Origin of the sequence: Cellulomonas xiejunii, assembly GCF_024508315.1 — a bacterium.
Taxonomy (GTDB): Bacteria; Actinomycetota; Actinomycetes; order Actinomycetales; family Cellulomonadaceae; genus Cellulomonas; species Cellulomonas xiejunii.
Genome location: NZ_CP101987.1, coordinates 3,598,835 through 3,625,276, shown reverse-complemented (window position 1 = coordinate 3,625,276; position 26,442 = coordinate 3,598,835). Strand labels below are relative to the sequence as shown.

22 protein-coding genes and 1 tRNA gene are annotated in these 26,442 nt (G+C 74.3%); 17 read left to right on the top strand and 6 right to left on the bottom strand.

Features of this window, described 5'->3' with window-relative positions; all coding sequences use genetic code 11:
- The first annotated feature begins 160 nt into the window (after positions 1-160).
- On the top strand, positions 161-1,033 hold the full coding sequence (locus NP048_RS16670) for a glycosyltransferase family 2 protein (protein ID WP_227575312.1): 873 nt from the start codon (positions 161-163) through the stop codon (positions 1,031-1,033).
- Here the strand turns inward: NP048_RS16670 and NP048_RS16665 are convergent.
- Positions 990-3,353: a hypothetical protein gene (locus NP048_RS16665; protein ID WP_227575313.1), complete on the bottom strand. Its 2,364-nt coding sequence runs from the start codon at positions 3,351-3,353 to the stop codon at positions 990-992. The two genes, NP048_RS16670 and NP048_RS16665, sit on opposite strands and share 44 nt — an antisense overlap.
- 119 nt (positions 3,354-3,472) lie before the next feature.
- On the opposite strand from NP048_RS16665, the gene pheA reads away from it, so the two are divergent.
- Positions 3,473-4,444, top strand: a complete 972-nt coding sequence (pheA, locus tag NP048_RS16660; RefSeq protein ID WP_256769330.1) for a prephenate dehydratase — start codon at positions 3,473-3,475, stop codon at positions 4,442-4,444.
- A 54-nt stretch (positions 4,445-4,498) separates the two neighbouring features.
- Here pheA and NP048_RS16655 read toward each other — a convergent pair whose 3' ends face one another.
- Entirely contained in the window at positions 4,499-5,638 is a 1,140-nt protein-coding gene (locus NP048_RS16655; RefSeq protein ID WP_227575314.1) for a diacylglycerol/lipid kinase family protein, read from the bottom strand.
- 118 nt (positions 5,639-5,756) lie between these two features.
- Here NP048_RS16655 and serS point away from each other — a divergent pair, with 118 nt between their 5' ends.
- The 6 genes from serS to NP048_RS16625 all read left to right on the top strand — a co-directional run bounded on the left by serS (position 5,757) and on the right by NP048_RS16625 (position 12,377).
- A complete protein-coding gene (serS, locus tag NP048_RS16650; protein ID WP_227575315.1) occupies positions 5,757-7,037 on the top strand; it encodes a serine--tRNA ligase in 1,281 nt (426 codons plus the stop codon).
- Positions 7,034-7,831 carry an HAD family hydrolase gene (locus tag NP048_RS16645; protein ID WP_227575316.1) on the top strand — a complete coding sequence of 266 codons (798 nt, stop codon included), beginning with the start codon at positions 7,034-7,036 and terminating at the stop codon, positions 7,829-7,831. The genes serS and NP048_RS16645 overlap by 4 nt, the downstream gene beginning before the upstream one ends.
- Before the next feature lie 152 nt (positions 7,832-7,983).
- Positions 7,984-9,351, top strand: a complete 1,368-nt coding sequence (locus tag NP048_RS16640; RefSeq protein ID WP_308036706.1) for an ABC transporter substrate-binding protein — start codon at positions 7,984-7,986, stop codon at positions 9,349-9,351.
- Between the two features lie 113 nt (positions 9,352-9,464).
- Positions 9,465-10,442, top strand: coding sequence for a carbohydrate ABC transporter permease (locus NP048_RS16635; protein WP_227575318.1), 978 nt, complete (start codon positions 9,465-9,467; stop codon positions 10,440-10,442).
- Positions 10,439-11,365: a carbohydrate ABC transporter permease gene (locus tag NP048_RS16630; RefSeq protein ID WP_227575319.1), complete on the top strand. Its 927-nt coding sequence runs from the start codon at positions 10,439-10,441 to the stop codon at positions 11,363-11,365. Before NP048_RS16635 ends, NP048_RS16630 begins: the two co-directional genes overlap by 4 nt.
- Before the next feature lie 142 nt (positions 11,366-11,507).
- Positions 11,508-12,377: an EamA family transporter gene (locus NP048_RS16625; protein ID WP_227575320.1), complete on the top strand. Its 870-nt coding sequence runs from the start codon at positions 11,508-11,510 to the stop codon at positions 12,375-12,377.
- Positions 12,378-12,387: 10 nt separating this feature from the next.
- Here NP048_RS16625 and NP048_RS16620 read toward each other — a convergent pair whose 3' ends face one another.
- Positions 12,388-13,005 (bottom strand): bacterial proteasome activator family protein, encoded by a 618-nt coding sequence (locus NP048_RS16620; protein WP_372456764.1) that lies wholly within the window; start codon positions 13,003-13,005, stop codon positions 12,388-12,390.
- Between the two features lie 69 nt (positions 13,006-13,074).
- Between NP048_RS16620 and NP048_RS16615 the strand changes: the two genes are divergently transcribed.
- Positions 13,075-14,307: an AGE family epimerase/isomerase gene (locus NP048_RS16615; RefSeq protein ID WP_227575321.1), complete on the top strand. Its 1,233-nt coding sequence runs from the start codon at positions 13,075-13,077 to the stop codon at positions 14,305-14,307.
- Between the two features lie 17 nt (positions 14,308-14,324).
- Here NP048_RS16615 and NP048_RS16610 read toward each other — a convergent pair whose 3' ends face one another.
- Positions 14,325-15,338 carry an NAD(P)H-quinone oxidoreductase gene (locus tag NP048_RS16610; protein WP_227575322.1) on the bottom strand — a complete coding sequence of 338 codons (1,014 nt, stop codon included), beginning with the start codon at positions 15,336-15,338 and terminating at the stop codon, positions 14,325-14,327.
- A gap of 253 nt (positions 15,339-15,591) precedes the next feature.
- Between NP048_RS16610 and NP048_RS16605 the strand changes: the two genes are divergently transcribed.
- From NP048_RS16605 to NP048_RS16580, 6 genes are all read left to right on the top strand, one after another.
- A complete protein-coding gene (locus tag NP048_RS16605) occupies positions 15,592-20,001 on the top strand; it encodes an ATP-binding protein (RefSeq protein WP_227575323.1) in 4,410 nt (1,469 codons plus the stop codon).
- 88 nt (positions 20,002-20,089) lie between these two features.
- Positions 20,090-20,539: a roadblock/LC7 domain-containing protein gene (locus NP048_RS16600; protein WP_013118387.1), complete on the top strand. Its 450-nt coding sequence runs from the start codon at positions 20,090-20,092 to the stop codon at positions 20,537-20,539.
- 11 nt (positions 20,540-20,550) lie between these two features.
- On the top strand, positions 20,551-20,928 hold the full coding sequence (locus tag NP048_RS16595) for a DUF742 domain-containing protein (protein ID WP_227575324.1): 378 nt from the start codon (positions 20,551-20,553) through the stop codon (positions 20,926-20,928).
- Positions 20,909-21,520, top strand: coding sequence for a GTP-binding protein (locus tag NP048_RS16590; RefSeq protein WP_013118385.1), 612 nt, complete (start codon positions 20,909-20,911; stop codon positions 21,518-21,520). The genes NP048_RS16595 and NP048_RS16590 overlap by 20 nt, the downstream gene beginning before the upstream one ends.
- A 92-nt stretch (positions 21,521-21,612) precedes the next feature.
- On the top strand, positions 21,613-22,077 hold the full coding sequence (locus NP048_RS16585) for a PIN domain-containing protein (protein ID WP_227575325.1): 465 nt from the start codon (positions 21,613-21,615) through the stop codon (positions 22,075-22,077).
- A gap of 4 nt (positions 22,078-22,081) precedes the next feature.
- Positions 22,082-23,359 carry a glycoside hydrolase family 32 protein gene (locus tag NP048_RS16580; RefSeq protein WP_227575326.1) on the top strand — a complete coding sequence of 426 codons (1,278 nt, stop codon included), beginning with the start codon at positions 22,082-22,084 and terminating at the stop codon, positions 23,357-23,359.
- 15 nt (positions 23,360-23,374) lie between these two features.
- On the opposite strand, the gene NP048_RS16575 is transcribed toward NP048_RS16580, so the two are convergent.
- A complete protein-coding gene (locus NP048_RS16575; protein ID WP_227575327.1) occupies positions 23,375-24,016 on the bottom strand; it encodes a class I SAM-dependent methyltransferase in 642 nt (213 codons plus the stop codon).
- Positions 24,017-24,186: 170 nt separating this feature from the next.
- On the opposite strand from NP048_RS16575, the gene NP048_RS16570 reads away from it, so the two are divergent.
- Complete coding sequence (locus NP048_RS16570) at positions 24,187-24,933, top strand: SDR family oxidoreductase (protein ID WP_227575328.1); 747 nt, start codon at positions 24,187-24,189, stop codon at positions 24,931-24,933.
- A gap of 75 nt (positions 24,934-25,008) precedes the next feature.
- Positions 25,009-25,101: transfer RNA gene (locus tag NP048_RS16565), tRNA-Ser, on the top strand.
- A gap of 11 nt (positions 25,102-25,112) precedes the next feature.
- Here NP048_RS16565 and NP048_RS16560 read toward each other — a convergent pair.
- Positions 25,113-26,330, bottom strand: coding sequence for an amidohydrolase family protein (locus tag NP048_RS16560; RefSeq protein WP_227575329.1), 1,218 nt, complete (start codon positions 26,328-26,330; stop codon positions 25,113-25,115).
- Positions 26,331-26,442 lie beyond the last annotated feature (112 nt).

Below are 26,442 nucleotides of genomic sequence, written 5' to 3'. Positions count from 1 at the left end.
CCGGTCCTTCGCAGCGACTGCGGGGGAAACGTACCGAAGGCGCGTACCTGGATGCGGCGGTTTGAGCAGGGACTTCTCCCGGTGCTGCCCGTCGGCGGACGCGCCGCGCGGCGTGCGGTCGTGAAGCGATCCGCCCCGGACGGTCGGTAGGGTGGGCACTGTGACACGCACGGGGAGCGAGGCCGTCGAGCAGGTGGCGGACGCCACCCTGGACGCAGGCACCTCGAGCGCGTCGGTCGCGACGGACGACCGTGCCGAGCGCGCGGCCCGTAGCCACAAGCAGCGTCAGCGCGTCGCGGTGATCATCCCGGCCAAGGACGAGTCCCGCCGGATCGCCGCCACCGTGCGCTCGGCGCGCGCCATCCCGCACGTGGACCTCGTGCTCGTCGTCGACGACGGGTCGGAGGACAGCACGCAGCACGTCGCACGCGAGGCGGGCGCCGTCGTCGTCCGGCACTCGCACAACCGTGGCAAGGCCGCGGCGATGGAGACGGGTGCCGCCGTCGTCGCGATGCGCGACGCACCGGACCGGCCGCCGCGCCACCTGCTGTTCATCGACGGCGACCTGGCCGACACGGCCGTCAACACCGCGCCGCTCGTGCCGCCCGTCATGGACGGCATCGCGGACCTGACGATCGCCCTGCTGCCGCCCCAGCCGGGCGCCGGTGGGCGGGGCATCGTCGTCGGTGCCGCGCGTCGCGCGATCGCGTCGTTGACGGGGTGGACGCCCACGCAGCCGCTGTCCGGCATGCGCTGCCTCACGCGGGAGGCGTTCGAGGCCGCGACGCCCCTGGCCCGCGGCTGGGGCGTCGAGGCGGGCATGACGATCGACCTGCTGCGTCTGGGGTTCCGGGTCCTGGAGGTGCCGTGCGAGCTGCGGCACCGGCCGTCGGGCACGGACCTCAAGGGCCAGCTGCACCGGGCCGCGCAGTACCGCGACGTGCAGCTCGCGGTGAACGCGCGTCGCGCGCGTGCCGCAGCCTCGAGCGTCAGGCAGACGATGACGTCGACGGAGCAGCGCCCCGGTCGCTGACGTCCGTGCCGGGGCCGCCCTCGGGGGGACCGTCGGCGTCGGGCGCGCCCCCACCCGCGTCGTCGGCGCGCGCGCCCAGCCGCCACTGCGCGGACGCGGCGACCAGGCACGGCACGGCGAGTGCGATGCCGGTGGCCGGGACGACGATCCCCGAGTCGTTCATGAGGAAGCCGACCGCGAGCGCGGCGCCCGTCGCAGCGACGGCGGGCCGCAGCAGCGGGACCTCGCGCTGCAGGCCGGCGAGCGGTGAACCCGCACCGAGCAGCCCGCCGCGGTGCGCGCGCGGCCCCGCGAGCACGAGCCACGTCAACGCGACGCCGCCGATCGCGAGGACCAGGTAGCGCCACGACGTCAGCACGCGCAGGTTCACCGAGAGCTTGCGCCACACGACGTCCCACAGGCCGCCGTCGAGGACGGTGTCGAGGAAACGGCCGAGGTGCGTGCGGTCCGCGGCGGGACGCATCCAGTCGAGCAGGGCGAACCCCAGGACGACGGCCACGCCGACGGCTCCGACGACGAGCACGAGCCGCCACGACACCCGCCGTCCGCTGACGGCGACCGCGAGCATGGCGAACGCCAGGATGATCGCGGGCGGACCGCCGAAGTCCGCACCCCACGCGGGCGCCCCGTCGACCACGACGAGCGCGACGCCGATGGCGACGACCGACGCGACGGCGAGCCGACGCCGTCCCGCGCGCAGCAACGTGTCGGCGACCACGACGGCGAGCAGCACGCCCCCGGCCGTGATCAGCGCGAACGCCTGGTTGCTCATGCCGTAGAACCGGGCGGCGAGGATCCGGTGGGCACCCATGGGGGAGTCGATGACGAGGGTCGAGCCGGTCACGGCGTCGAGGGCCAGGGTGAGGACCGTGACGCCCGCGACGACGCCTGCCGGCCCGAGCACGTGGCGGCGCCACGGACCCGCGATCGCCGCGCCGGTGATGACGGCGATCCAGGCGAGGAGCACGGCCCAGAACGCGGCGACCTGGCGGTCCGCGCGCCACCACGGCACGAGGCCGGTGAGGAACGACGCCACGGGCGCGGACGCCAGCGCGAGCGCCGAGATCTTCAGGACGCGCAGCGCGGGACGCAGGGGGGCGCGGTCGGCGCGGCCGCGCGCGACCAGGATGATGGCCGCGGCGACGAACAGCGCGGCCTGCGCGAGGACGAGCCGTGCCGAGAACGAGCCGAAGACCAGCCCGATCGCGCTCGCCTCCCGCTGCACGTCGCGCAGCAGGGCGACGCGCGCGCCGCCCGTCGCAGGCCCGGGGACCGGCACGATCTGCGCGCCGGGCAGCGCGGGTGCCTCGTCCTCGAGCAGCAGCAGCGACAGCAGCGTCGGGGTGACGTCGGTGACCTGGACGACGCCCGGCTGCCGCGTCGACCCGGAGGTCAGCAGGCTCTCGGCGAACTGCGGTCCGAGCGGTCGCGGGCCGGTGGCGACCGCGACCTGCAGGGCGGAGCGGCCGGAGTCGGCCAGCGAGACGACGAGGACCGTGGCGTCGCGACGTGCCAGGCCTTCCAGCACCGCGTCGATGCGGGCGTCGACGTTGACCGCCTGCTGCGCGCGGGTCGGCTCGACGATGGCCGCGGAGCCGGGCAGGTCGTCGTCGGCCCCTCCCAGGCCGGGGGGTGCGTCGTCGGGGTCGGGGACGTTGGTCGGCGTCGTGGACGGCAGGCGGGGGACGGTCGCGTGACCGGGGTCGCGGATCACGCCGGCGTCCACCACGAGGAGCTCGGAGCTCTCGGCGGCGGCACGCACGGCCTGCGCGAGCCCGCGCTGCTCGGAGGGGACGCGCAGGTGCTCGCCGACGGGTACGCCGTCGGACCCCGCGAGCGCGACGGCGGCGCCCGGTCCGATGCCGGTCACGGTGGTGCCGGTGCGCGCCAGCAGGTCGCCCAGCATGCCGGGCCGTGCGCCGTACGACTCGGACCGCGCCGCCGCGAGGTAGTCGTCCCAGCCGGGGACCTCGCCCGACTCGCCCGGGTCGCGCAGCAGGCGGCACTTGTTGTCGTCCGCGAGGAGGTCGGCGGCACGGTTGCCGGCGGAGACGGCGAGCCACCCGTCGGCGGGGCAGTTCCGCGCGCGCACGGAGCGGGTGGCGACGGCGCCCACCGAGCCCTCGCGCGACAGCCCCCACAGCGCGGGCGTCGTGAGCGAGCCGACGTCGTCCCACCGCAGGCCCGTGACGCCGATGAGCACCACGGGTCCGGGGACGGGCTCGGGGACGGCGGGGTCGAGTGCCTGCGCCGGCGTCCCCAGCAGGACCGCGAGAGCGGCGAGCAGGGCAGCGGCGAGCGCGCGCAGGGACCGGGGCACCCACCCAGGGTAGAGGGCGCCGACTAGGCTCGGCGGAGCCGCGCGCGCGGTCGCACCGCGTCCCTGGACCTGTCCGGGTGCCGCGCGGGGCAGGAGACGACGGGCCGTCGCGCCCGCGGGTGGGAGGGTCGATCGCCGTGCTGCGCTACGCGTACCTGGGGCCTGCGGGCACGTTCACGGAGGCGGCGCTGCGTCAGGTCGCGGCGCCCGACGAGGCCGTGTACCTGCCGCAGACGGACGTGGGTTCCGCGATCGCGGCCGTCCGGGCGGGCGCGGCCGACCGTGCGGTCGTCGCGATCGAGTCGACCGTCGAGGGCGGGGTGACCGCGACGCTCGACTCGCTGGCGGCGGGGTCACCGCTGGTCATCGTCGGCGAGGTCCTCGTGCCGGTGCAGTTCACGCTCGTCGCCCCTGCCGGTGTGGGCCTCGCGGACGTCCGGCGGATCGCGGCGCACCCGCACGCGTGGGTGCAGTGCCGCCGCTGGCTCGCGGCGCACCTGCCGGACGTCGTGCACGTCCCGGCGACGAGCAACACCGCACCTGCCGCTCTGCTCGCGGAGGCGTCGGGCGACCCGGCGGCGGTGCGGGCGCTCGCGTTCGACGCCGCGCTCGTCCCGCCCGCGGCCGTGGCGACCTACGGGCTCGAGCCGCTGGCCGAGCGGGTCGCGGACAACCCGTCGGCGCTGACGCGGTTCGTCGTCGTCGGCCCGCCGGGGCCGGTGCCCGCCGCGACGGGCGCCGACAAGACGACGCTCGTCGTGCACCTGCCGGACAACGAGGCCGGGGCGCTGCTCGCGATGCTCGAGCAGTTCGCGGTGCGGGGCGTGAACCTCTCCCGCATCGAGTCGCGTCCCATCGGCGACGCGCTGGGCCGCTACTCGTTCTCCATCGACGCCGAGGGGCACGTCACCGACGAGCGCGTGGGTGAGGTGCTCATGGGCTTGCACCGCCGGTGCCCGTACGTGCGGTTCCTCGGGTCGTACCCGCGGGCCGACGCGGTCGCGCCGCTGGTCCACGTGGGGACGTCGGACCAGGACTTCGTCGAGGCGCGGGCGTGGCTCGACCGGCTGCGCGGCGGCGACCCGGCCTGACGCGGGCCGAGGACCCGGGGCGCAGCCCAGGACGGGCAGGTCCGGGGCGCCGGGTCAGCGCGCGACGCGCACGACCAGCGCGCCGGGGTCCACGCGGGCCGTGATCACGCTCGCGCGACCCACGATGTCGCCGTCGACCTGCACGTGCTCGCCGCCGGCCACCTCGATGCGTGCCGAGCGGGCGCGCGTGTGGTCGATGCGTCCGATCTTGCCGGGGGCCTCGTTGCGGACGCCGACGCCCTGCAGCACGACCTCGCCGAACAGCTGCGCCCAGCCCGCGATCCCGCCGCGCGTGTCGATCGAGGCGATGTCGAGCACGCCGTCGTCGAGGACGGCGTCGGGCAGCAGCGTGATGCCGCCGGGCAGCTTGCCGCAGTTGCCGACGAGCAGGCTGCGGGCACGCAGCTGCTGGACGGGCTTGTCGTCCAGCGTCAGGCGGACCCGCAGGCGTCGGCCGTGCAGGTGACGCACGCCGGCCATGAAGTACGCGATCCAGCCCACCTTGGCCTTGAGGCCGTCGTCCGTGTCGGCCACCATCGCGGCGTCGAACCCGAGGCCGGCGATGACGAGGAAGATGTGGTCGCGCGGCTTGTCGGTGTCGTCCGGCAGGTCGTCGGCGGCCTCGGCGATGTCGTCGTCCATCTGCGACTCCCACCGCTCGACGCGCAGCCAGCCGACGTCGATGGGCTTGTCGGTGCCGTCGAGCGCGAGCTGGAGCGCCGCGAGCGGGTCGCTGATCGGCACGTCGAGGTTGCGGGCCAGGAGGTTGCCCGTCCCCAGCGGCATGAGGCCCATCGGCACGCCCGTCCCGGCGAGCGCCTCGGCGACCGCGCGCACGGTGCCGTCACCGCCGACGGCGACCACCAGGTCGGCCCCGGACTCCACGGCCGACCGCGCCTGGCCGACACCCGGGTCCTCGACGGTCGTCTCGAGCCACATCGGCTCCGGCAGGTACTGCTCGGAGGCGGCCTTGCGGACGGCCGCGCGCAGCTCGACGACGTCGGGCTTGGACGGGTTGGCGACGAAGGCCACGAGCTGGCCGGCGGGTCGGCCCGTGTCCGCCGGCGGCGCGGGTGCGGGCCCCGCGAGGCGTGCGCCGAGCCTGCGCTGCTGACGCCAGACCCACAGGCCCAGCCCGACGGCGACGAGCGCCAGCGCACCGGCGACCACCGCGACCCACTCGACCCATGACATGCGGCGCAATCTACGGGGGAGCAGCCCCTCGCGCAGGTCGGGCGGGGCACTCGGTGCTCGGCGGTGGCCACGGCGACGTCGGGGGAATGCGCTGGGCCGGGTCGGTAGGCTCGGGGGGGTGATCGATCTGCAGCTCCTGCGCCAGGAACCCGACGTCGTCCGTGCCAGCCAGGTGGCGCGCGGCGAGGACCCCCACCTCGTCGACGAGGTGCTCGACGCCGACGCGCTGCGGCGCTCCGCGCTGACGGAGTACGAGACGCTGCGCGCCGAGCAGAAGGCCCTCGGCAAGCAGGTCGCTCAGGCGTCCGGGGACGAGAAGCAGGCGCTGCTGGCGCACACCAAGGAGCTCGCCGCACGCGTCAAGGCCCTGCAGGGCGACGCCGAGCAGGCCGAGGCCCGTGCCACCGAGCTGTCGCGCCGCATCGGCAACGTCATCGAGGACGGCGTCCCCAGCGGCGGCGAGGACGACTACGTGGTGCTCGAGCACGTCGGCACCCCCCGCGACCTCGCGGCCGAGTACGGGTCGGACTTCGTCGTCAAGGACCACCTGGAGCTGGGCGAGGGCCTGCGCGCGATCGACACCCCGCGCGGCGCCAAGGTCTCCGGCGCACGGTTCTACTTCCTCACGGGCATCGGCGCGCGCCTCGAGCTCGCGCTCCTCAACGCCGCGATGGACCTCGCGCTGCGCAACGGCTTCACGCCGACGATCACCCCGACGCTCGTGAAGCCGGAGATCATGGCAGGCACCGGGTTCCTGGGCGCGCACGCCGACGAGATCTACCGGCTCGAGGCGGACGACCTGTACCTCGTCGGGACCAGCGAGGTCGCGCTCGCCGGGTACCACTCGGGGGAGATCCTCGACCTGTCGGACGGCCCGCTGCGGTACGCGGGCTGGAGCGCCTGCTACCGGCGCGAGGCGGGGTCGTACGGCAAGGACACCCGCGGCATCATCCGCGTCCACCAGTTCCACAAGGTCGAGGCCTTCGTCTGGACGCGGCCCGAGGACGCGTACGACGAGCACCGGCGGATCCTGGCGTGGGAGAAGGAGATGCTCGCGCTGGCCGAGCTGCCGTACCGCGTCATCGACACCGCTGCGGGTGACCTGGGGTCGAGCGCCGCGCGCAAGTTCGACTGCGAGGCGTGGCTGCCCAGCCAGGAGCGCTGGCTGGAGCTCACGTCGACCTCCAACTGCACGACGTTCCAGGCCCGTCGCCTCGGGGTGCGTGAGCGCACCGCCGACGGGATGCGGACCGTCGCCACCCTCAACGGCACGCTCGCCACGACGCGCTGGATCGTCGCGCTGCTGGAGAACCACCAGCAGGCCGACGGCTCCGTGCGCGTCCCGGAGGGCCTGCGGCCCTACCTGGGCGGGCTCGAGGTGCTGGAGCCGGTCCGGTGAGCCGCACGCGGCTCGTCGCCCTGGACGTCGACGGCACGCTGATGTCGTACGACGGCGTCATCAGCACCGACGTGCGCACCGCGGTGACGGCACTCGTCGACGCGGGTGTCCACGTCGTGCTGGCCACCGGTCGGTCGGTGCACTCGGCCGTCGTCGTGGCGCACGACCTGGGCCTGACGCACGGCTGGGCCGTGTGCTCCAACGGTGCGGTGACGGCGCGGCTGGACCCCGAGGTCGAGGGCGGGTGGGCCGTCGCGCGGTCCGTGACGTTCGACGCCGGTCCTGCGCTGCGGGCGATCGCCATGGAGATCCCGGACGCGCTGTTCGCGGTCGAGGACCTGGGCGTGGGCTTCCTCGTGTCGGCGCACTTCCCGCCGGGGGAGATGTCCGGCCGGGTGACGGTCGTCCCGTTCGACGAGCTCACGTCCGCACCGGCGACCCGTGTCGTGATCCGGGCGCCGCAGAGCACGCCCGAGGAGTTCCACGAGATCGTCGAGCGCGTCGGGCTGCACGAGGTCTCGTACGCCGTCGGCTGGAGCGCGTGGCTGGACCTGACCCCCGGCGGCGTCTCCAAGGCGTCCGCGCTGGAGGAGGTGCGCCGCGACGTGGGCGTCGAGCCGTACGAGACGCTCGCGGTGGGCGACGGGGAGAACGACGTCGAGATGCTCCGCTGGGCGGCCTGCGGGGTGGCGATGGGGCACGCCACGGACGTCGTGCGTGCGGCCGCCGACGAGGTCACGGGCGCGATCGAGGACGACGGCGTGGTCGAGGTGCTGCGCCGCGTGCTGCGGTAGGGCGCGGCAAACGTCCCGCCCGCCCGACGTTGGGCGCGTGACCGAATCGTGACCGGATCGTCCGGTGATTGGGCTTGCAACGCCGTCCGGGACGGCGTTGGGTCAGGTTTGCCGGTATCCGAGACGAAGACGTTGGGGGATCGATGAGGCACATGCGCAAGAGCGCTGGCGTGCTGGCGGCCGGGGCCGTGGCAGCGCTCGCGCTGACGGCCTGCACCACGGGCGACGGCGAGACACCGGGAGGCACCGCGGACGCCACGGTCGACGAGGTCGAGGTCGACTGCGCCGACTTCGAGCAGTACGGCGACCTCGAGGGCAAGACGATCACCATCTACGCGGGGATCGTGGCGCCGGAGGACACGCCGTACATGACCTCGTTCGAGCCCTTCGAGGAGTGCACGGGCGCCACGGTCGACTACCAGGCCGACAAGCAGTTCGAGCAGCAGATCCTCGTGCGCGCGCAGGCCGGCAACACGCCGGACATCGCCATCGTCCCGCAGCCGGGCCTGCTGGCCCAGCTCGTGGCGACGGGCACGGTCCAGCCCGCCCCCGAGGGCGTGGCGGCGAACGTCGACGAGTTCTTCGGCGACGCGTGGAAGGACCTGGGGACGGTCGACGGCACGTTCTACGCCGCGCCGTCGGGTGCGAGCGTCAAGTCGCTGGTCTGGTACTCGCCGGCGCAGTTCGAGGAGAACGGGTACGAGGTCCCCGAGACGCTGGACGACCTCATGGCCCTCACCGAGCAGATCGCGGCCGACGGCAACAACAAGCCGTGGTGCGCGGGCATCGCGTCGGGCGAGGCGACCGGCTGGCCGCTGACCGACTGGGTCGAGGACTTCGTGCTCCGCGTGGGCGGGCCCGAGGTGTACGACCAGTGGGTGGCGCACGAGATCCCGTTCAACTCCGAGGTCCCGACCCAGGCGCTCGACGCCGTGGGCGAGTACCTGAAGAACCCGGACTTCGTGAACGGCGGCATCGGGGACGTGTCGACCATCGCGACGACCGCGTTCCAGGACGCCGGCCTGCCGATCGTCAACGGGCAGTGCTCGCTGCACCGCATGGCCTCGTTCTACGCCGCGAACTTCCCCGAGGGCACCGACGTGGCGGAGGACGGTGACGTCTTCGCCTTCTACCTGCCGTCGGAGGACACCTCGACCAAGCCGGTGCTCGGCGCCGGTGAGTTCGTCGTCTCCTTCGCGGACCGTCCCGAGGTGCAGGCGCTGCTCGAGTTCTGGTCGACGGACACGTGGGCCAACCTCAAGGCGGCGGCGTCGTCCGAGGAGACCGGCGGTGGCTGGATCACCGCGAACAGCGGCCTGGACACCGACAACCTGGTGAACCCGATCGACCTGCTCTCGGCCGAGATCCTGCTGGACCCGGCGTCCGAGTTCCGGTTCGACGGCTCCGACCAGATGCCCGCCGCCGTCGGCACGGGCGCGTTCTGGCGCGAGTCGACCGCGTGGATCACGGGCCAGTCCACGGAGGAGACGCTCAGCAAGATCGAGGCCGCCTGGCCGTGACAGCCGCCTGACCGGATCGCCGTGCCGCACCCGCCACGGGCGCGGCACGGCGATCCGGTCGGTGCTGCTCCCGTTCTGCCCGTCCTGACCCGCGTAGGTGCCCGGGAGGTGCGATGAACGTCGCGGACAAGCTCGTCGCGATGGTGCTGGCGCTGGCGGCGTTCGCCGTCGTGATCGGTCTGATCCTGTTCGTCGTCTCGTTGCTCGAGCGGCGCGGTGCCCGCCGCGTCGCCTGGTTCTTCGTCGGCCCGACGGTGCTGCTGCTCATCGTCGGTCTGCTCTACCCCGCGGGCCGCACCGTCGTGCGCTCGCTGTTCGACGCAGCCGGCTCGTCGTTCATCGGCATCGCGAACTACACGGCCATCTTCAGCTCACCCGACCAGCTGGTCGTCCTGCGCAACACCGTGCTGTGGGTGCTGGTCACGCCGTTCGTCGCGACGATCGTCGGGCTGCTGTACGCGATCTGGGTGAACGGTGCCCGCGGCGAGGCGGTCGCCAAGGCGCTGATCTTCCTGCCGATGGCGATCTCGTTCGTCGGCGCGTCGATCATCTGGAAGTTCGTCTACGAGTACCGGTTCTACGACCCGGACGTCCGGGTGAACCCCGAGCAGATCGGGCTGCTGAACCAGCTCCTGGTGTGGCTGGGGCTGCAACCCCAGCAGTTCCTGCTCAACCAGCCGTGGAACAACCTGTTCCTCATCGTCGTGATGATCTGGATCCAGGCCGGCTTCGCGATGACGATCCTGTCCGCGGCCATCAAGGCCATCCCGATGGAGATCACGGAGGCTGCGACGCTCGACGGCGTGTCGTCCACCCAGCTGTTCCGGTACGTCACCGTCCCGGCCATCCGCCCGACGCTCGTCGTCGTGCTCACGACGATCGCGATCGGCTGCCTCAAGGTGTTCGACATCGTGCGCACCATGACCGGCGGGCTGTACGGGACCAGCGTCGTGGCCAACGAGTTCTACACGCAGAGCTTCACGGCGGGGAACCAGGGGCTGGGTGCCGCGCTCGCGGTCCTGCTGTTCGTCCTGGTGATCCCGATCATCGTCTACAACGTCCGGCAGCTGCGACAGGCGGAGGCACGATGACCACGACACCGCCCCCCATCCAGGTCGTCCTGCCGCCCGCGAACGGCACGGGCGACGTCACCTCGACGCTGCGCGCGACGAAGCGGCGCCTGACGTCCCCGTGGGCCACGGTCGCGGCGATCGTGCTCGCGACGGTGTGGACGATCCCCACCTTCGGCCTGCTGGTCACGTCGTTCCGGCCCGCGGCCGACATCAACTCCACCGGCTGGTGGACGGTCCTGACCAACCCGAACTTCACGCTCGAGAACTACGAGGTGGTGCTGGCCACCGACTCCTCGCAGTCGCTGCTGCCGTTCATCATCAACTCGGTCGTCATCACGATCCCGTCGGTCGTGCTGCCGATCTTCCTGGCGACGCTCGCGGCGTACTCGTTCGCGTGGATGCAGTTCCGGGGCCGTGACGCGCTGTTCGTCGCGGTGTTCGCGCTGCAGGTCGTGCCCATCCAGGTCACGCTCATCCCGTTGCTGACGATCTACGCCGACATCGGGGTGGCCGGCACGTTCTGGGCGGTGTGGATCTCGCACACCATGTTCGGGCTGCCGCTGGCCGTCTTCCTGCTGCACAACTTCATGCGCGAGATCCCGGGCGAGCTCGTCGAGGCGGCGCGCGTCGACGGGGCCGCGCACGTGACCGTCTTCTTCCGCCTCATGCTGCCGCTGCTCAAGCCCGCCCTCGCCGCGTTCGGCATCTACCAGTTCCTGTGGGTGTGGAACGACCTGCTGGTCGCCCTGACGTTCGCCGGGTCGTCCAACCAGGTCGCACCCATGACGGTCGCGCTGTTCAACCTGACCGGCACGCGCGGGTCGCAGTGGTTCCTGCTGTCGGCGGGCGCGTTCGTCTCGATCATCGTGCCCGCGGCGGTGTTCCTGGCGCTGCAGCGCTACTTCGTCCGCGGTCTGCTCGCGGGGTCCGTCAAGGGCTGACCCACACCTCCGCGCGCGAGGTCGATCCGGTCCGTCCGGATCGGCCTCTCGCGCGTCGGGGGGGTGCGCTGGGGGTGCGCTGTGCGGTGCCGGATCGACCTGTCACGACAGGGTGGGACGGGCGTGGTCGTAGCCTGACGCGGTGCCCGCTCCGCTGCTCTTCGTCCTGTCGGGCCTGACGCAGTACGTCGGGGCGGCGCTCGCGGTCGGGCTGTTCGCGGTCCTGCCGGCGGGGACGGTCGCGTGGCTGCGTGTCGCGGTGGCGGCGGTGCTCCTGCTCGCCTGGCGCAGGCCGTGGCGGGTGCGCGACCTGTGGGAGCCGCGGCGGCTGCGCGTCACCGTGCTGTTCGGTGTCGTGCTCGCGACCATGAACGTCACCTTCTACATCGCGATCGAGCACCTGCCACTGGGGACCGCGGTGGCGCTGGAGTTCCTGGGCCCCGTCGTGGTCGCCGCCGTCACCGGGTCCGGGTGGCGCGACCGCGTCGCGATCGGGATCGCGGCCCTGGGCGTCGTGCTCCTCGCCGGTGTCAGCCTCGACACCGGCCCCGACGCCGTCACGGGGCTCGTCGCGATCGGGGCGGCCGCAGCGTGCTGGGGCGCGTACATCGTGCTGGGCCGGCGGGTCGCGCGCTCCGGCGCGCCGGCGGCCTCGGGCCTGGCCGTCGCGATGGCCGCGGGAGCCGTGGTCCTGGCTCCGCTGCTCGTGGGTGGCGCGGGCCCGGTGCTGCACGACGCGCGGCTCGCGCTCGTCGTCGTGGCGATCGCGGTGTGCTCGTCGCTGGTCCCGTACGTGATGGAGCAGGTCGTGATGCGGCGCGTCAGCACCGCGACGTTCGCGATCCTGCTCGCGCTGCTGCCCGCCACCGCGGCCGTCGTCGGTGCCGTGCTCCTGCGGCAGTGGCCGCACGGCCTCGAGCTCGTCGGGATCGTGCTGGTGTCCGGGGCGATCGCCCTGACGGCGCGCGGCGACGAGGGCGACGCCCCGGCCCCGCCGCCGGCGTCGAGCTAGAGGTGTCGAGCTAGAGGTACTGCCCCGTCGACGGGCGCAGGTCGTCCGGCCCGTGGTCCGCGGCCACCGGCACGCCCACGCGGCCGGGACCGGCCACGTGCCCCGGCGGCAGCGCGCGGCGCATCTGCGTGAGCTGGGCCTGCGCAGCCATCTGCTGCGCGACGAGCGCGGTCTGGATGCCGTGGAACAGCCCTTCGAGCCAGCCCACCAGCTGTGCCTGCGCGATCCGCAGCTCGGCGTCCGACGGCGCCTGGTCCTCGGTGAACGGCAGGGTGATGCGGTGCAGCTCGGCCAGCAGCTCGGGGGACAGGCCCTCCTCGAGCTCGTGCAGGGACCGCTCGTGGATCTCCGCGAGGCGCGCGCGGGCGGCGTCGTCGAGGGGCGCCGAACGGACCTCGTCGAGCAGCTGCTTGATCATCGTGCCGATCCGCATGACCTTGGCCGGCTGCTCGACCATGCCGGCCAGGTTCTCGTCGCGGTCGGGCTGCGCGTCACCGGACTGCGCGTCACCGCCCGGCAGGTCGGGTGGGACGACGACGACGCGCGGCCCCCGCGCCGCGTCGCCGGGAGCGGCGCCCGCCGGGGCGCCGTGCGTCGTGTGCTCGTCGCGCTGCTCGTCGTGGTCCACCTGGCCATCATCGTCCAGACCGCCCCGACGCGCAGCGCTCGCGGTGCCACCGCTGGCTAGGGTGGCCCGATGGCGTGGCTCAGCACCCCGGCGCACGGTCGCTGGCTCGAGGCGGAGACGGACCGGCTGTGGGAGTTCGGGCGCGCGTCCCGGCTCGCGAGCGGGGGGTTCGCCCGGCTCGACGACGCGGGGCGTCCGCTGCCCGGCCCCGTCGAGCTGTGGATCACGTGCCGCATGACGCACGTGTACGCGCTCGCGCACCTCGCGGGCAGGCCGGGCTCGGCCGCGCTCGTCGACCACGGGCTCGCCGCGCTCACCGGCCTGCTCCACGACGACGAGCACGGCGGCTGGTTCGCCGAGGTCGAGGTCGACGGGACGCCACGCGACACCACCAAGGCGGCGTACCCGCACGCGTTCGTCGTGCTGGCGGCGGCGAGCGCGACGGCGGCCGGGCGTGCCGGGGCCCGCACGCTGCTCGACGAGGCGCTCGCGGCCCAGGAGCGCTGGTTCTGGGACGAGCGCGCGGGCATGGTCGTCGAGGAGTGGGACCGCACCTTCACGCACCTCGACCCCTACCGCGGCGTCAACGCCGCCATGCACACGGTCGAGGCCTACCTCGCGGCGGCCGACGTCACCGGGGACCGCCGGTGGCTCGACCGCGCCCTGCGGATGGTCGGGCGGGTGGTGCACGACCTCGCGCGCGGCAGCTCCTGGCGCATCCCCGAGCACTTCGACGCGTCCTGGCGGGCTGACCTCGAGTACAACGCGGACACCCCGGCGCACCCCTTCCGGCCGTACGGCGCCACCGTGGGCCACGGGTTCGAGTGGGCTCGCCTCACGCTGCACACGCGTGCCGCCCTCCTGGCCCGCGGCGACGTGACGCCCGTGTGGCTCCTCGACGACGCCGTCGCGCTGTTCGACGGCTCGGCACGTGACGGCTGGGCCGTCGACGGGGCCCCCGGGTTCGTCTACACGGTCGACTGGCAGGGGCGTCCGGTCGTCCGCGAACGCATGCACTGGGTCGCCGCCGAGGCGGTCGCCGCGGCCGCCGTGCTGCACGCCGTGACGGGCGACGCGCGCTACGACGACCTCTACGCGACGTGGTGGGACTACGTCGCCGAGCATGTCCTGGACCGGGTCGGCGGGTCGTGGTGGCACGAGCTCGGTCCCGACAACCGCGTCTCGCGGACCGTGTGGGCCGGCAAGGCGGACATCTACCACGCGGTGCAGGCCACGCTCGTCCCGCGGCTCCCGCCCACCCCTGCCCTGGCACCGGCGCTCGCGGCCGGCCTGCTCGGCTGACGGCGGCGCCCGCGGGGTCAGGGCAGCAGCAGGACCTTGCCGAACACCTCGCCGGACTCGAGCATCTCGTGCGCGCGCGGTGCCTGCGCCAGCGGGACGCGCGCGTGGACGACCGGACGCACCCGGCCGTCGAGCACCAGCGGCCACACGTGGGCCCGCACGTCGGCCATGATCGCCGCCTTCTGCTCGGCCGGACGGTCCCGCAGGGTCGTCGCGATCACCGAGCCACGACGGGCCATGAGCGCCGGCAGGTCGAGCTCGCCGCGCCGCCCCTGCTGCAGCCCGATGACGACGAGCCGACCGCCCTCGGCCAGCAGCCGCACGTTGGCGCCCAGCGCGCGCCCGCCCAGCACGTCCAGGACGACGTCGACGCCACGCCCCTCGGTCGCGTCGAGCACGGCCGCGGTCACGTCCTGCGCCCGGTGGTCGACGACGACGTCCGCCCCGAGCTCCCGCACGCGCGCGCAGCGCTCCGCACCGCCGGCGGTGGCGAGGACGCGGTGGCCGAGCGCGTGCGCGAGCTGCACCGCGACCGACCCGACGCCGCCCGACCCGCCGTGCACCAGGAGCGTCTGGCCGGGCCCGAGGGCTGCCGCGCGCAGGTTCGACCAGACGGTCGCGAGGGCCTCGGGGAGTGCCGCGGCGTCCTGGATGTCACCCTCTGGGGGGATCGGGAGCGTCAGCGAGGCCTCCGCGATCACTCGTTCGGCGTAACCTCCGCCCGTCAGCAGCGCTGCGACGCGGTCGCCGACGCGCAGCACCGGCGTGCCCTGCAGCGCGGGATCGCCCCCGCCCTGTGCGGCCGCTGACGGGCCCACAGCCAGGACGACCCCGGAGGCCTCCAGGCCGGGCCACGCGGGCGCGCCGGGCGGCGGCGGGTAGTGGCCGGCACGTTGCAGCAGGTCAGCGCGGTTCACACCGGCGGCGGCCACGTCGACGAGCACCTGGCCGGGGCCGGGGGTCGGGTCGGGCACGTCCTCGACCCGGAGCGCACCGGGACCGCCGGGCGAGGTGACGACGACGGCACGCACGGGGTGCACGCTAGGCGCGCCCGCGGGGTGAAGGCACGCAGGCGCGCCGAGCCGCCCGGCCGGTCGGCTGCCGATCTGCGCCCTATGTGGCGTATCGGGACGGGTGAGGTCCATGGCAAACTCGGGCGGCGGGCTAATGGTCCGGTGTCCAGGTACCGATGAAGCGCAGACGGCAGTCACCTGCGGTGGCTGCACGACGGACGCACGCGGTATCGCGCGAGCGTCCGACGTCGGGCGAAGGGAAAGGATCGACATGCTGCGACGGCTCGGCATCCGTGCCAAAGTCCTGGCGGTCCTCGCCGTGCCCATGATCGTCCTGCTCGTGGCTGGTACGTACATCTCGTACGGCGCGATCCAGGACCTTCGGTACGCGAGGGCCACCCAGACCGTGGTGCGCACGCTCGACGCGCTGAGCCCGCTCACGGCGGCGTTCCAACAGGAGCGGATCCTGTCCCTGACGGGGGCGTCGGAGGAGCAGGTCAAGGCCGCCCGCCAGGTGACGGACAGCGCGCTGGCGGACGCGCGGAAGGTCACCGGCGAGATCGACCTCGCGGAGTTCCCCGAGGGTGTGGTCCGGGACTTCCGGCAGCAGCAGAACGCGTACGGCACCGCGCTGCCCCAGCTGCGAGAGCGTGTCGACGCCAGCGGCCAGCGCGTCGTCCTGCGCAACGGGTTCCAGGACATCCTCAGCGGGCAGATCCGTGTGATGGAGGGTGTGGCCAACTCGCTGCGCGACCGCGACCTCGCCGAGTACGTCACCGCGAACCGTGAGCTCGCCCGGCTGAGCGACGCGCTCGTCAACGAGTACATCACCGGCATCGAGCTCAAGGGCGTCACCGCCGACAGCAACGCGTTGGCCCGCAGCTTCCAGAACCGGGTGACGGAGACCGAGCTCGCGCGCGAGCGTGCCCGCCTCACGGTGGCGGCGCTCGGCGTCGATGGCCTCATCGTCAGCACGGGTGACCCGACGCCGCCGCTGCTGTCGATGCGTGCCCAGTTCACCCAGGGCTCCCTGGAGGCGATCTCCTCGGTCGACCTGGCCGCGTGGACCGAGCAGACGACCAATCAGATGACGATGCTCGGCACGGTGAACTCCGGCGTGCTCGAAGGGGCCGACGAGGTCGCCGCGAACGGTGTGAGCCAGGCGCGTGACCGTGCGCTCCTCACGGTCGCCCTCGCGCTCCTCGCCCTGATCGTCTCCTTCTCCTTCGCGCTCGCCGTCTCCCGCTCGATCGTCGTCCCGCTGCGTCGCCTCACCAGCGCCGCCGGCGACGTCCGTGAGCAGCTGCCCCGCCTCGTCGAGCAGGTCTCGACGCCCGGCGAGGGCCCGGAGATCACGCTCGCTCCGATCCCCGTGCGCTCCCAGGACGAGATCGGGCGCCTGGCGCAGGCGTTCAACGCGGTCAACGCCACGACCGTGCAGGTCGCCCAGGAGCAGGCCGCGCTGCGCGGCTCGATCGCGGAGATGTTCGTCAACGTCGCCCGACGCGACCAGGTCCTGCTCAACCGGCAGCTGTCCTTCATCGACTCCCTCGAACGTGCCGAGGAGGACCCGGGGACCCTGGCCAACCTCTTCCGCCTCGACCACCTCGCGACCCGGATGCGCCGCAACGCCGAGTCGCTCCTCGTGCTCGCCGGCATCGACTCCGGCCGTCGCCTGCGTGACGCGATGCCGCTGTCGGACGTCATCCGCACCGCCTCGTCCGAGATCGAGCAGTACGACCGCGTCCAGCTGGACCTGCAGGTCGACCCGCACATGCTCGGGTTCAACGCCCTGTCGGCCGCTCACCTGATCGCCGAGATCCTCGAGAACGCGACGGTCTTCTCCGAGCCGGAGACGCCGGTCATCGTGAGCACGGGCGTGTCCGGCGCCTCGGTGGTCGTCCGCGTCGCCGACCAGGGCCTGGGCATGACGGACGCGGAGATCGCGGCCGCCAACTACAAGATCGCGTCGGTCTCCGCCGGTGACGCGCTGGGCGCCCAGCGCCTCGGCCTCTTCGTGGTCGGCCGCCTCGCCCAGCGCCTCGGCGCCGAGGTGACTCTCCGCAAGCGCGTCGGTGGCACGGGGACCGAGGTGTTCGTGCAGTTCCCCAGCACGCTGTTCTCGGCCAACGAGGTCAACTCCTACGGCTCCCTGCCGCCCGGCGCGCCGGCCCAGAGCCAGTCCGCCCGCCTCCCGGAGATCGAGATCCCCGAGGTGCGCGCCGTCGACCTCGCCGAGCTCACCGACGGCGAGACGTCCCTCGGCCTGCCGAGGCGTCGCCGTGGCGACGACACCGGTGCGGCACCCGCGGCGGCGGCCGGCTCGGCCACCGAGGACGACTCGATCCCCGTGCCGATGCTCAGCGCCCCCTCGGGTCTGCCGACGCGGTCCCGCAAGACGTTCGACGAGGACAACATCGTCCTGCCGGTCGCACCGGACACCCGGCTGTCGCCCGAGCTGTCGGTCGACACGGGCGAGTGGGCTCCTGCGGTCGCAGCCACGCCGCTGGTGGCGGGCCTGCCGACCAGGTCCCGCGCGGCGACGTCGGCCTGGGCCAGCGACCCGCAGCAGGACGAGGTCACCCCGGTCGCTCCCCCCGCCGACCCGGCGGCCCGTGCCGGTCTGTTCTCCGGTTTCCGCAGCGGCAAGGACGTGCCCGACCCGGCGCCGAGCCAGAACGGGTTCGTCGTGCCCTCGCTCGCACCGGAGAGCACGGACGCGTCCGCGGCCTCCGGCGGCTACTCGCAGGTCCCGTCGTGGCAGGACCTGAGCAGCGGGCTCCCGAGCCGCGGCGCCGCGCCGGCCCCGTCCGACGACGCGGCCGAGAACCCCGTCGAGCAGTGGAGCGCCCCGGACACGGACTCCTGGACGGCTCCGCGCACGGACGGCGAGCCGTGGGCGCCGATCCAGTCCGAGGACGCCTGGCGGGCACCTGCCGCCGACGCCGCACCGTGGACGCAGGACGCGCCCGTCGAGGACGCACAGCAGGAGACCCCGGCCGCGCCGTGGCAGGAGCAGGAGACCCCGGCCGCGTCGTGGGAGGAGCAGCAGGCTCCGGTGGCGTCGTGGGAGGAGCAGCAGGCTCCGGTGGCGTCGTGGGAGGAGCAGCAGGCTCCGGTGGCGTCGTGGGAGGAGCAGGAGACCCCGGCCGCGTCGTGGGAGGAGCAGCAGGCTCCGGTGGCGTCGTGGGAGGAGCAGCGGGTCCCGGTCACGTCGTGGGAGCAGCCGCAGTCGCCGTGGGCGCTGCCCGAGGTCGCGGCGGAGGTCGCCGCACCCGGCGACGACACGCAGGTCTGGAGCCACGAGGAGCCCGCAGCCTGGCAGGCCGCCCCCGAGCAGCCCGTCGAGGAGCAGCCGGCGCCGGCGCCCGAGCCCGAGCCGACGTTCACGTCGTACAGCGGCTACTCCGGCTGGGCCGGCAGCAGCGACAGCCCGGCGTTGCAGTACACGGCCCCGTACGTCCCCTTCGAGCGCTCGCTCGACGAGGCGCGCGCCTGGCACACCGGCGCGCTCCCCGTGGTGCCGGAGCCGTCGCGTGACTCGGCGCCCGCATGGTCCGCCCCGGCCGAGGCGCAGCCCGCGGTCGAGGTCTACCGCCTGGAGGAGGTCGAGGAGGAGCCCGAGCCCGAGGAGGAGGTCGCTGCTCCCTGGGCGCCCGTCGCGGCCACGCAGCAGCCCGCCGTCGACACCGCGCCCGCGCCGAGCAGGTGGCAGGCGCCGACGTGGCAGGACCAGCAGGCGCCCGTGGCCGAGCCGGCTCCCACGCCCGAGCAGTGGCGCCCGTCCACCCCCACGTGGGTGCGGTCCGCCGCCGCCGACCAGCCGACGGAGATGTTCGCGCCCGTCGACGCCGTGCCGGCCGAGCCCGCACCCGCTGCGCAGGCCCCGGCCTGGCAGGCCGCACCGGCGCCCGCGGCGCCCGCGCCCGTCGCGCAGGCCCCGGCCTGGCAGCCGGCCGTGGCGCCGACGCCGTCCGCGGGTCCCGCCTTCGGGGATCTCGTCGCGTCGTCGCAGGACGACAAGCCGAAGCGTCGCTGGGGGAGCTTCTTCAGCCGCAAGAAGGACGACGACGTGGTGGAGGTGGCACCCGCGCCCTTCGTGGCACCGGCGCCCGTCCGCTCGTCCGCATGGGGTCCCGACAGGGCCGAGCCGGTGGCGCACGCTCCGCAGGCCGCTCCCGCGCCGCAGCAGGCGGCGCCTGCCGGTGGCTGGGAGGCGCCCACGTGGTCGGCCCCCGCGTCGCCGCAGTCGGCCGCGACCCCCATCGTCCGCGAAGAGCGTCCCGCGCCCTCGTGGTCGCCGCCGGAGTGGGCGGGGCGTCAGCCCGCGCCGGCCTCGACGGTTCCCCACCCCGCCGTCCCCCCGTCCGCCGCCCCGCGCGTCGGCACGCTCGACGACGAGGTGGCTGCCATGCTCGCTCTCCGCTCGGACATCCAGGAGCAGGCTCTCTCGGAGCTCAGCCAGCTGTCCGCGTACCGGCCCAGCGCCGTCGGAGCGAGCGGTTCGGAGCGACTCGCCAAGCGTGTGCCGAGCGCGGTTCCCGCCGCACCGGCTCCCGTGGAGGAGCGCCCCGTCCAGCGAGACGCCGATCAGCTGCGTTCCCGCTTGTCCAGCTTCCAGACCGGTACGTCGCGCGGTCGTCGCGCGGCGCACGGCCCCCAGGACGGTGACCACTCGTGATCCTACGAACCCGAGACCTCGGTGGCCCGTGTGTCACCGTGGACACCCCGCCCGCAGTCGGCCCAGACTGCACCATGAAGGAGGAAGTGTGACCGCGCTCAGCACCGAGGCAGCCAACTTCGGCTGGCTCCTGGACAACTTCGTCCGGACCGTGCCCGGCACTCGCCACACACTCGTGGTGTCGGCCGACGGCCTGCTCATGGCAATGTCCGAGCAGCTGGACCGCACCAGCGGCGACCAGCTCGCGGCCATCGTCTCGGGCATGTCGAGCCTCACCCGTGGCGCGTCGCGCCAGCTCCGTGCGGGGGAGGTGCGTCAGGCGATCATCGAGATGGACCATCTGTTCCTCTTCCTGATGAGCGTCTCGAACGGCTCCGTCCTCGCGGTCGTGGCCGAGGCGACGTGCGACGTCGGCCTCATCGGCTACGAGATGGCGATGCTCGTGTCCCGCACCGAGGCCACGCTGACCCCGCAGCTCATCTCCGAGATGCGCGGCCAGCTGCCCGTCGACGGTGCTACCCGGGCACCCGTCGCCTGAGGACCGCTGCGATGAGCGAACACGTCGAGTACGAGGCCCGAACGGTCCGGCCGTATGCCGTGACCGGTGGTCGCGTGCGTTCGGCACGCTCCGACCTGCCTCTCGAGGCACTGGTCGAGGTCATGCCGGGCGCCGTGGCGACCACGGGCCTGACGCCTGAGAAGCGCGCGATCATCCAGCACGCGTCGGCCGGGTACATCTCGGTCGCCGAGCTGTCGGCGCTCCTCCATCTGCCGCTCGGTGTGATCCGGATCCTTGTGTCCGATCTCACCGACGCCAACTCTGTGCGCGTGCACACCTCGCAACCGGTCGAGGTCAACACCGGTGAGTCCCCCGCCCTGTCCCTGAGCGTGCTGGAGAGTGTTCTCAATGGCATTTCCGCCCTCTGACGCCGCCGTCGCCGCTCCGGCCGGGACCGCGGGCGCAGTCGCACCCACCGTCGTCAAGATCGTCGTCGCAGGCGGCTTCGCCGTCGGCAAGACGACCTTCATCGGCTCGATCTCCGACATCGAGCCGCTCAACACCGAAGCAGCCATGACCGAGCACTCCGTGGGCGTCGACGACGCCGGCGGCGTGTCCGACCGCAAGACGACCACGACGGTCGCGATGGACTTCGGTCGCATCGCGCTGCCGGGCTCGCTGTGGCTGTACCTGTTCGGCACCCCGGGCCAGGACCGCTTCCTCTTCATGTGGGACGACCTGGTCCGCGGAGCCATCGGTGCCGTCGTGCTCGTCGACACCGACCGCCTGGACCAGTGCTTCCCGGCCGTCGACTACTTCGAGTCGCGCGGCATCCCGTTCGTCGTCGGCGTCAACTGCTTCGACGGGATCGCCAAGCACCAGCTCGACGACGTCCGCGAGGCTCTCGCGATCCCCGCCCACGTGCCGGTGCTCTACACCGACGCGCGGTCGCGGGCGGCGACGAAGCAGGCGCTCATCGCGCTCGTGCAGCTCGCCATGGAGCGCCTGCGTCAGCGGTGAGCACCGCACCACGTGTGAGCGGCCGGACCCCGCTGGGGTCCGGCCGCTCGCGCGTCCACGACCGGGTGCCCCGTGCGCGTCAGGACGGTGTCGTGCCCGCGCCGCGCAGGGTTCCCCGTCCCGAGGTCCTGCTGGCTCGCGACCCCGCGGCGGACGTCTACGTCGACGGCTCGGCCCTGAGCCGCTACCTGCCCGCCGCGCCTGAGGCCCGCCCGTGGGCCGCGTGGGTGGCCGAGCACGAGCCGGCCGTCGTCATCTCGCGCGTCTCGGTGCTCGAGGCGCGCGTCACTGCCGGGCTGCTCGGGACCGACGCGAGCCTCGTCGTCCTCGACGCCCTGACACGGCTTCCCGTGATGCGCCTGTCGGACCAGGCGCTGCGCCGCGCCGTCCTGCTGCCGCCCGGTCTGGGACCGTTCGCCGCCCTGCACGTCGGTGCGGCACTCGCGCACGTGGACGTGGTGGCGATCGCGACGTACGACGCACCGACCGCCCGCGCCGCGGAGGACGCCGGGCTCGCCGTGGTCAGCCCGGGGCGGCCCGCGACGTGGTGGCGCTGACCGCATGACCGCGACGCCCGACCTGCACGCGCCGCGGTGGCACGTCCGCGCCCCGCGGGGCTGGCTGAACGACCCCAACGGCATCGGCCGGTGGGGCGGGCGCTGGCACGTGATGTACCAGTGGAACCCCGACGACACGGTGTGGGGCTCGATCCACTGGGGGCACGCGAGCTCGGTGGACCTGCTGCGCTGGGAGCACGAGCCGGTCGCGCTGGTGCCGCGACCGGGCACGCTGGACGGTGGCGGCGCGTGGAGCGGGGTGGCCGTGCCGGACGGGGGTGAGGTGGCCCTGGTCTACAGCGCGGTGCGCGACGCCTCCGACACGGGTACGGCGGGCGTCGCCGTCGCCCGCCGCGCCGCCGACGGTCGCTGGGAGCAGCCCGACCGGCTCGCGGCCCCGCACCCGGACCTGCCCGGGGTCGTCGACGTGCGCGACCCGTTCCTGCTCACCCTCGCCGGGCGTCGCGTGGCCGTCCAGGGCGCCGGGACGCCCGCGGGCGGTGCGGTCGTGGTGTACGACGCCGACGACCTCGACGAATGGCGGCTGCTGGGCACGGTGCTGCGGGCGCGGGACGTCCCCGCGGGCCTGGCAGCGCCCGGCCACGTGTGGGAGTGCCCACAGCTGGTGCAGGTCGGCGACCGGTGGGTGCTGCTCGTGTCGTGGTTCGAGCGCGGCGACGGGCCGGAGCGGCTCGGCGTGACGGCGTACACGGGTCGCCTCGACCTCACGGGCGCCGCGCCGCGGTTCGTCCCCGAGGTGGCAGGCGCGTTCGACCACGGCCCGGACCTGTACGCGCCGCAGGCGTACGTCTGCGACGACGGCCGGGTGCTGCTGTGGGGGTGGTCCTGGGAGTCCCGCGACGGCACCCGCCCGGCGGACGAGGTCGCGGCCGCGGGATGGGCGGGACTGCTGACGTGCCCGCGGGAGCTTGTGCTGACGGCGGACGGCCGGGCGGTGATGCGTCCGGCACGTGAGCTGGCCGGGCTGCGCGGCCCGGCGCTGGACGTCGAGCAGGGACTGCTGGTGACGGACGAGCCCGCGTGGCGCGTCGCCGCGTCCGGTGGGCTGGCGGTGTCGCTGGTCGACGACGCCGGCGCGGTCGTGGACGTGTGGTCGACGGGCGGGCCCGCGGAGGTGCTGGTGGACGGCTCGCTGCTGGAGGCGTTCGAGCAGGACCGCGGCAGCACGACGCGTCGGGTGTACCGGCGGCCTGGTCAGCGCTGGCGGGTGGAGGTGGCCGGGGACGCCGCGGCGCACGTGCTGCGGGTGCCGCCGGACTGAGCCCGGCGGGCAGGCTCACCCGGCCGGGCGCGTGGCACGGCCGAGCACGTGCGGGGACGCCGGCTGCGTGCGGCCCGGTGGGAACATGAACCGCTCGACGTCGTCGACGACGAACCCCGCGGACGTGATCGCCCCCACCGTGTCCCTCCCGGTGTGGCAGCCGCCGCTGAGGAACGGCCACAGGGTCGCGTCGACGACGCGCTGGACGCGCCGCAGGGTCGGGGTGTGTGCCGCCACGTGCTCGTAGAACCGCAGCTCGCCACCCGGCCGCAGCACCCGGAAGGCCTCGCCGAGCGCCGCGGGGACGTCGCGCACCGAGCACAGCACGAGCGAGGCGACCACGACGTCCACCGACGAGTCCGCGAGGGGGAGCCGCTCGGCGACGGCATCGACGACCCGCACGGGGACGGCGGCGTCCGCGGCCCGGCGCGTGGCCCGTCCCCGCAGGTAGGGCTCCGGCTCGACCGCCAGCACCGACGTGACGCCGGCGGGGTAGTGCGGGAAGTTCGCGCCGTCCCCGGCCCCCACCTCGACGACCGTGCCCTGCAGCCGCGCGAGGATGCGCCGCCGGTGCGCGGCGACGCCCTGGGCGTCGAGCGTCCGCGACGCGCGGGCGTAGACCCGCGCGAAGACCGGGTGGCGACAGGTGGCCGGCACCCGCCCAAGGTCGACCGTCGGGCTGTCGGTGTCAAGGGTCGTGGGCGTCGCGGCGGCCGTCGTCCGTCGTCCGGCGTGCGTCCGCGGGCGCCTGGGCGGCTTCCGGCCCGGCGCGCCCTCGCGTACGGTCGGTCGTGCGGTCGGCCCACCACATCCTGCCGGGAGGCGCGATGACCATGCTCGTCACCGGCGGCACCGGGAACCTCGGCGGCCACGTGCTGCCGCTGCTGCACGCCGCCGGGGTGCGTCCGCGGGTCCTCAGCCGACGTGCCCGGACGGACACCGCGCAGGCCGCGTACGTCGTGGGGGACACGGTCACGGGCGACGGCCTCGACACCGCGACGGCCGGGGTCACGACCGTGCTCCACATGGCCGGCGGCCGCGGCGACGACCGGGCGGCGGCGCAGGTGGCCACCGCGGCGCGGAGAGCAGGCGTGGAGCACCTCGTCCTCGTGTCGGTCACGGGCGCCGACCGGCTGCCCGTCGGCTACTACCGCGCCAAGGCTGCCGCCGAGCGCGCCGTGCAGCGGTCGGGCGTCCCGTTCACCGTGGTGCGCCCGGCGCAGTTCCACGACTTCGTGCTCCGCACGCTGGGGCGGTTCGCGGCCTGGCCCGTCGTGCCCGCGCCCCGGGCCATGTGGGCGGAGCCGGTCGAGGTCGCGGCGGTGGCGCGCCGGCTCGTCGAGGTCGCGCTCGCGCCGCCGCAGGGGCGGGTCCCGGACGTCGTCGGGCCGCAGGTGCTCTCCGCCGAGCAGCTCCTGCGCACCCTGCTGCAGGCCCGCGGCCGGGACGTGCCGGTCGTCCGGGTCCCGGTGCCCGGGCCCGTCGGGCGGGCGTGCCGGGAGCGCGTCAACCTCGCCGGTCCCGGCGCCCTGCGCACCGGCGGGACATGGGAGCAGTTCGTCGCGGGGGCGTGAGGGGGACGGAGCGATCGTCCCCGGCCACGCCCGTGTGGGAGACTCGACGCCGCCGCCGGCTCGTCCGTCGGCACGGGAGGGCTGGCTGAGCGGCCGAAAGCGACGGTCTTGAAAACCGTTGGTGCGGTGACCCCGTACTCAAGGGTTCGAATCCCTTGCCCTCCGCCATGCGGGCCCGGTCACCGGACTCCGGTGACCGGGGGCTCGTCGCAGAACGCGGGAGCCTGGTGGACGACCTGTCCCGCGCGCACGACGAGGTCGACGTCGGCCAGGTCGCCTGCGGCCAGGTCGGGGACGGTGTGCGTCAGCACCGTGAGGTCGCCCCGCGCACCGGGCCGCACCTCGCCCGCGTCCGGGCGGTCGAGGAACGCGGCCGGCTCGGTGGTCAGCGAGCGCAGCACGTCGGCCGTCGTCATGCCGCAGGCCGCCATCGCCTCGAGCTCCGGGCGGACGTCCCGGTCGGTGAGGTAGCCGACGTCCGTGCCGAACAGGACGCGGCCCCCCGCGGCGAGGAACACGCGCAGCCCGTCGCGGACCGGCTCCATGAAGCCGTCCTCCGGGCTGACCATGGCGGCGAACATGTGCAGCGTGGGGATCAGCCGGGTCCCCCGGTCCGCGGCCTCCCGCAGCAGGTCGGCGGTGCCGCCGGCCACCGAGGGGACGTGCGCGAGCGCGTCGACGCCCGCACGGAGCGCCACGGCGGTGCCCTCCCGATCGGTCGGGTGGGCCAGGACCAGCAGGCCTCGGCGGTGGGACTCCTCGACGGCAGCGCGAGCGATGTCCACGTCCATCGCGAGGACCCGGTCCCGCTCGACGAGCGAACCGGTGAACAGCTTGGTCAGGACGACGCCACGGCGGTGCCGCACGGCGACGGCGCGACGTGCGGCTGCGGCGCTCGCGGGCGTCGGGATCCAGCGGCGCGCGTACCACGGCATCGTCTCCCGGACGTAGAAGGGCAGTCCGCGCCGCGGCATGAGCGTGGCCCCGGTGACGAGGATCTCCGGTCCGCGCAGGTCTCCGGACGCGATGCGCTGGACGACGGGCAGCGTGTGCCGCGGGTCCGAACCGAGGTCGAGCGCGGTCGTGAACCCGCGGCTCAGCAGCATGTCGTCGATCTCGGCCTGCAGCGCGGCAGCCGGTGCGGTGCGGGCGCGGGCCCACACCCGCTCGCTCAGGTGGATGTGGCTGTTGGTGTACCCGGCGGTCACGACCCGGCCGCCCACGTCGACGTGGGGCAGGCCGGCGTCGGGCGGGACGTCGCCACCGACCTGCCGCACGACCCCGTCGCGCACCAGCAGGACACCCGGCTCCCCGACGGGGGCATCGGGTGCCGACCACACGCGCGCGCCCGTCAGCAGCAGGTCGCGGGGGGCGGGCGCGCTCGAGGCCGGCGGCATGAGCGCGACCGTAGCGACCGCCCGGCTGCGCCGTCCAGGGGGTGCCGACCGGCCCGGGCCGGGCACGTGGCGTGCAGGGCGGCGCGGCGTTCACCCGGACGCCACTGCTCCA

What these genes read in the sequence shown, in the direction of transcription:
- NP048_RS16655 (WP_227575314.1), bottom strand. Translation starts at nt 5,638, where the DNA reads ATGTCATGGGTCGAGTGGGTCGCGGTGGTCGCCGGTGCGCTGGCGCTC.
- NP048_RS16640 (WP_308036706.1), top strand. Translation starts at nt 7,984, where the DNA reads ATGCGCAAGAGCGCTGGCGTGCTGGCGGCCGGGGCCGTGGCAGCGCTC.
- NP048_RS16635 (WP_227575318.1), top strand. Translation starts at nt 9,465, where the DNA reads ATGAACGTCGCGGACAAGCTCGTCGCGATGGTGCTGGCGCTGGCGGCG.
- NP048_RS16630 (WP_227575319.1), top strand. Translation starts at nt 10,439, where the DNA reads ATGACCACGACACCGCCCCCCATCCAGGTCGTCCTGCCGCCCGCGAAC.
- NP048_RS16615 (WP_227575321.1), top strand. Translation starts at nt 13,075, where the DNA reads ATGGCGTGGCTCAGCACCCCGGCGCACGGTCGCTGGCTCGAGGCGGAG.
- NP048_RS16605 (WP_227575323.1), top strand. Translation starts at nt 15,592, where the DNA reads ATGCTGCGACGGCTCGGCATCCGTGCCAAAGTCCTGGCGGTCCTCGCC.
- NP048_RS16595 (WP_227575324.1), top strand. Translation starts at nt 20,551, where the DNA reads ATGAGCGAACACGTCGAGTACGAGGCCCGAACGGTCCGGCCGTATGCC.
- NP048_RS16590 (WP_013118385.1), top strand. Translation starts at nt 20,909, where the DNA reads ATGGCATTTCCGCCCTCTGACGCCGCCGTCGCCGCTCCGGCCGGGACC.
- NP048_RS16580 (WP_227575326.1), top strand. Translation starts at nt 22,082, where the DNA reads ATGACCGCGACGCCCGACCTGCACGCGCCGCGGTGGCACGTCCGCGCC.
- NP048_RS16570 (WP_227575328.1), top strand. Translation starts at nt 24,187, where the DNA reads ATGACCATGCTCGTCACCGGCGGCACCGGGAACCTCGGCGGCCACGTG.
- NP048_RS16560 (WP_227575329.1), bottom strand. Translation starts at nt 26,330, where the DNA reads ATGCCGCCGGCCTCGAGCGCGCCCGCCCCCCGCGACCTGCTGCTGACG.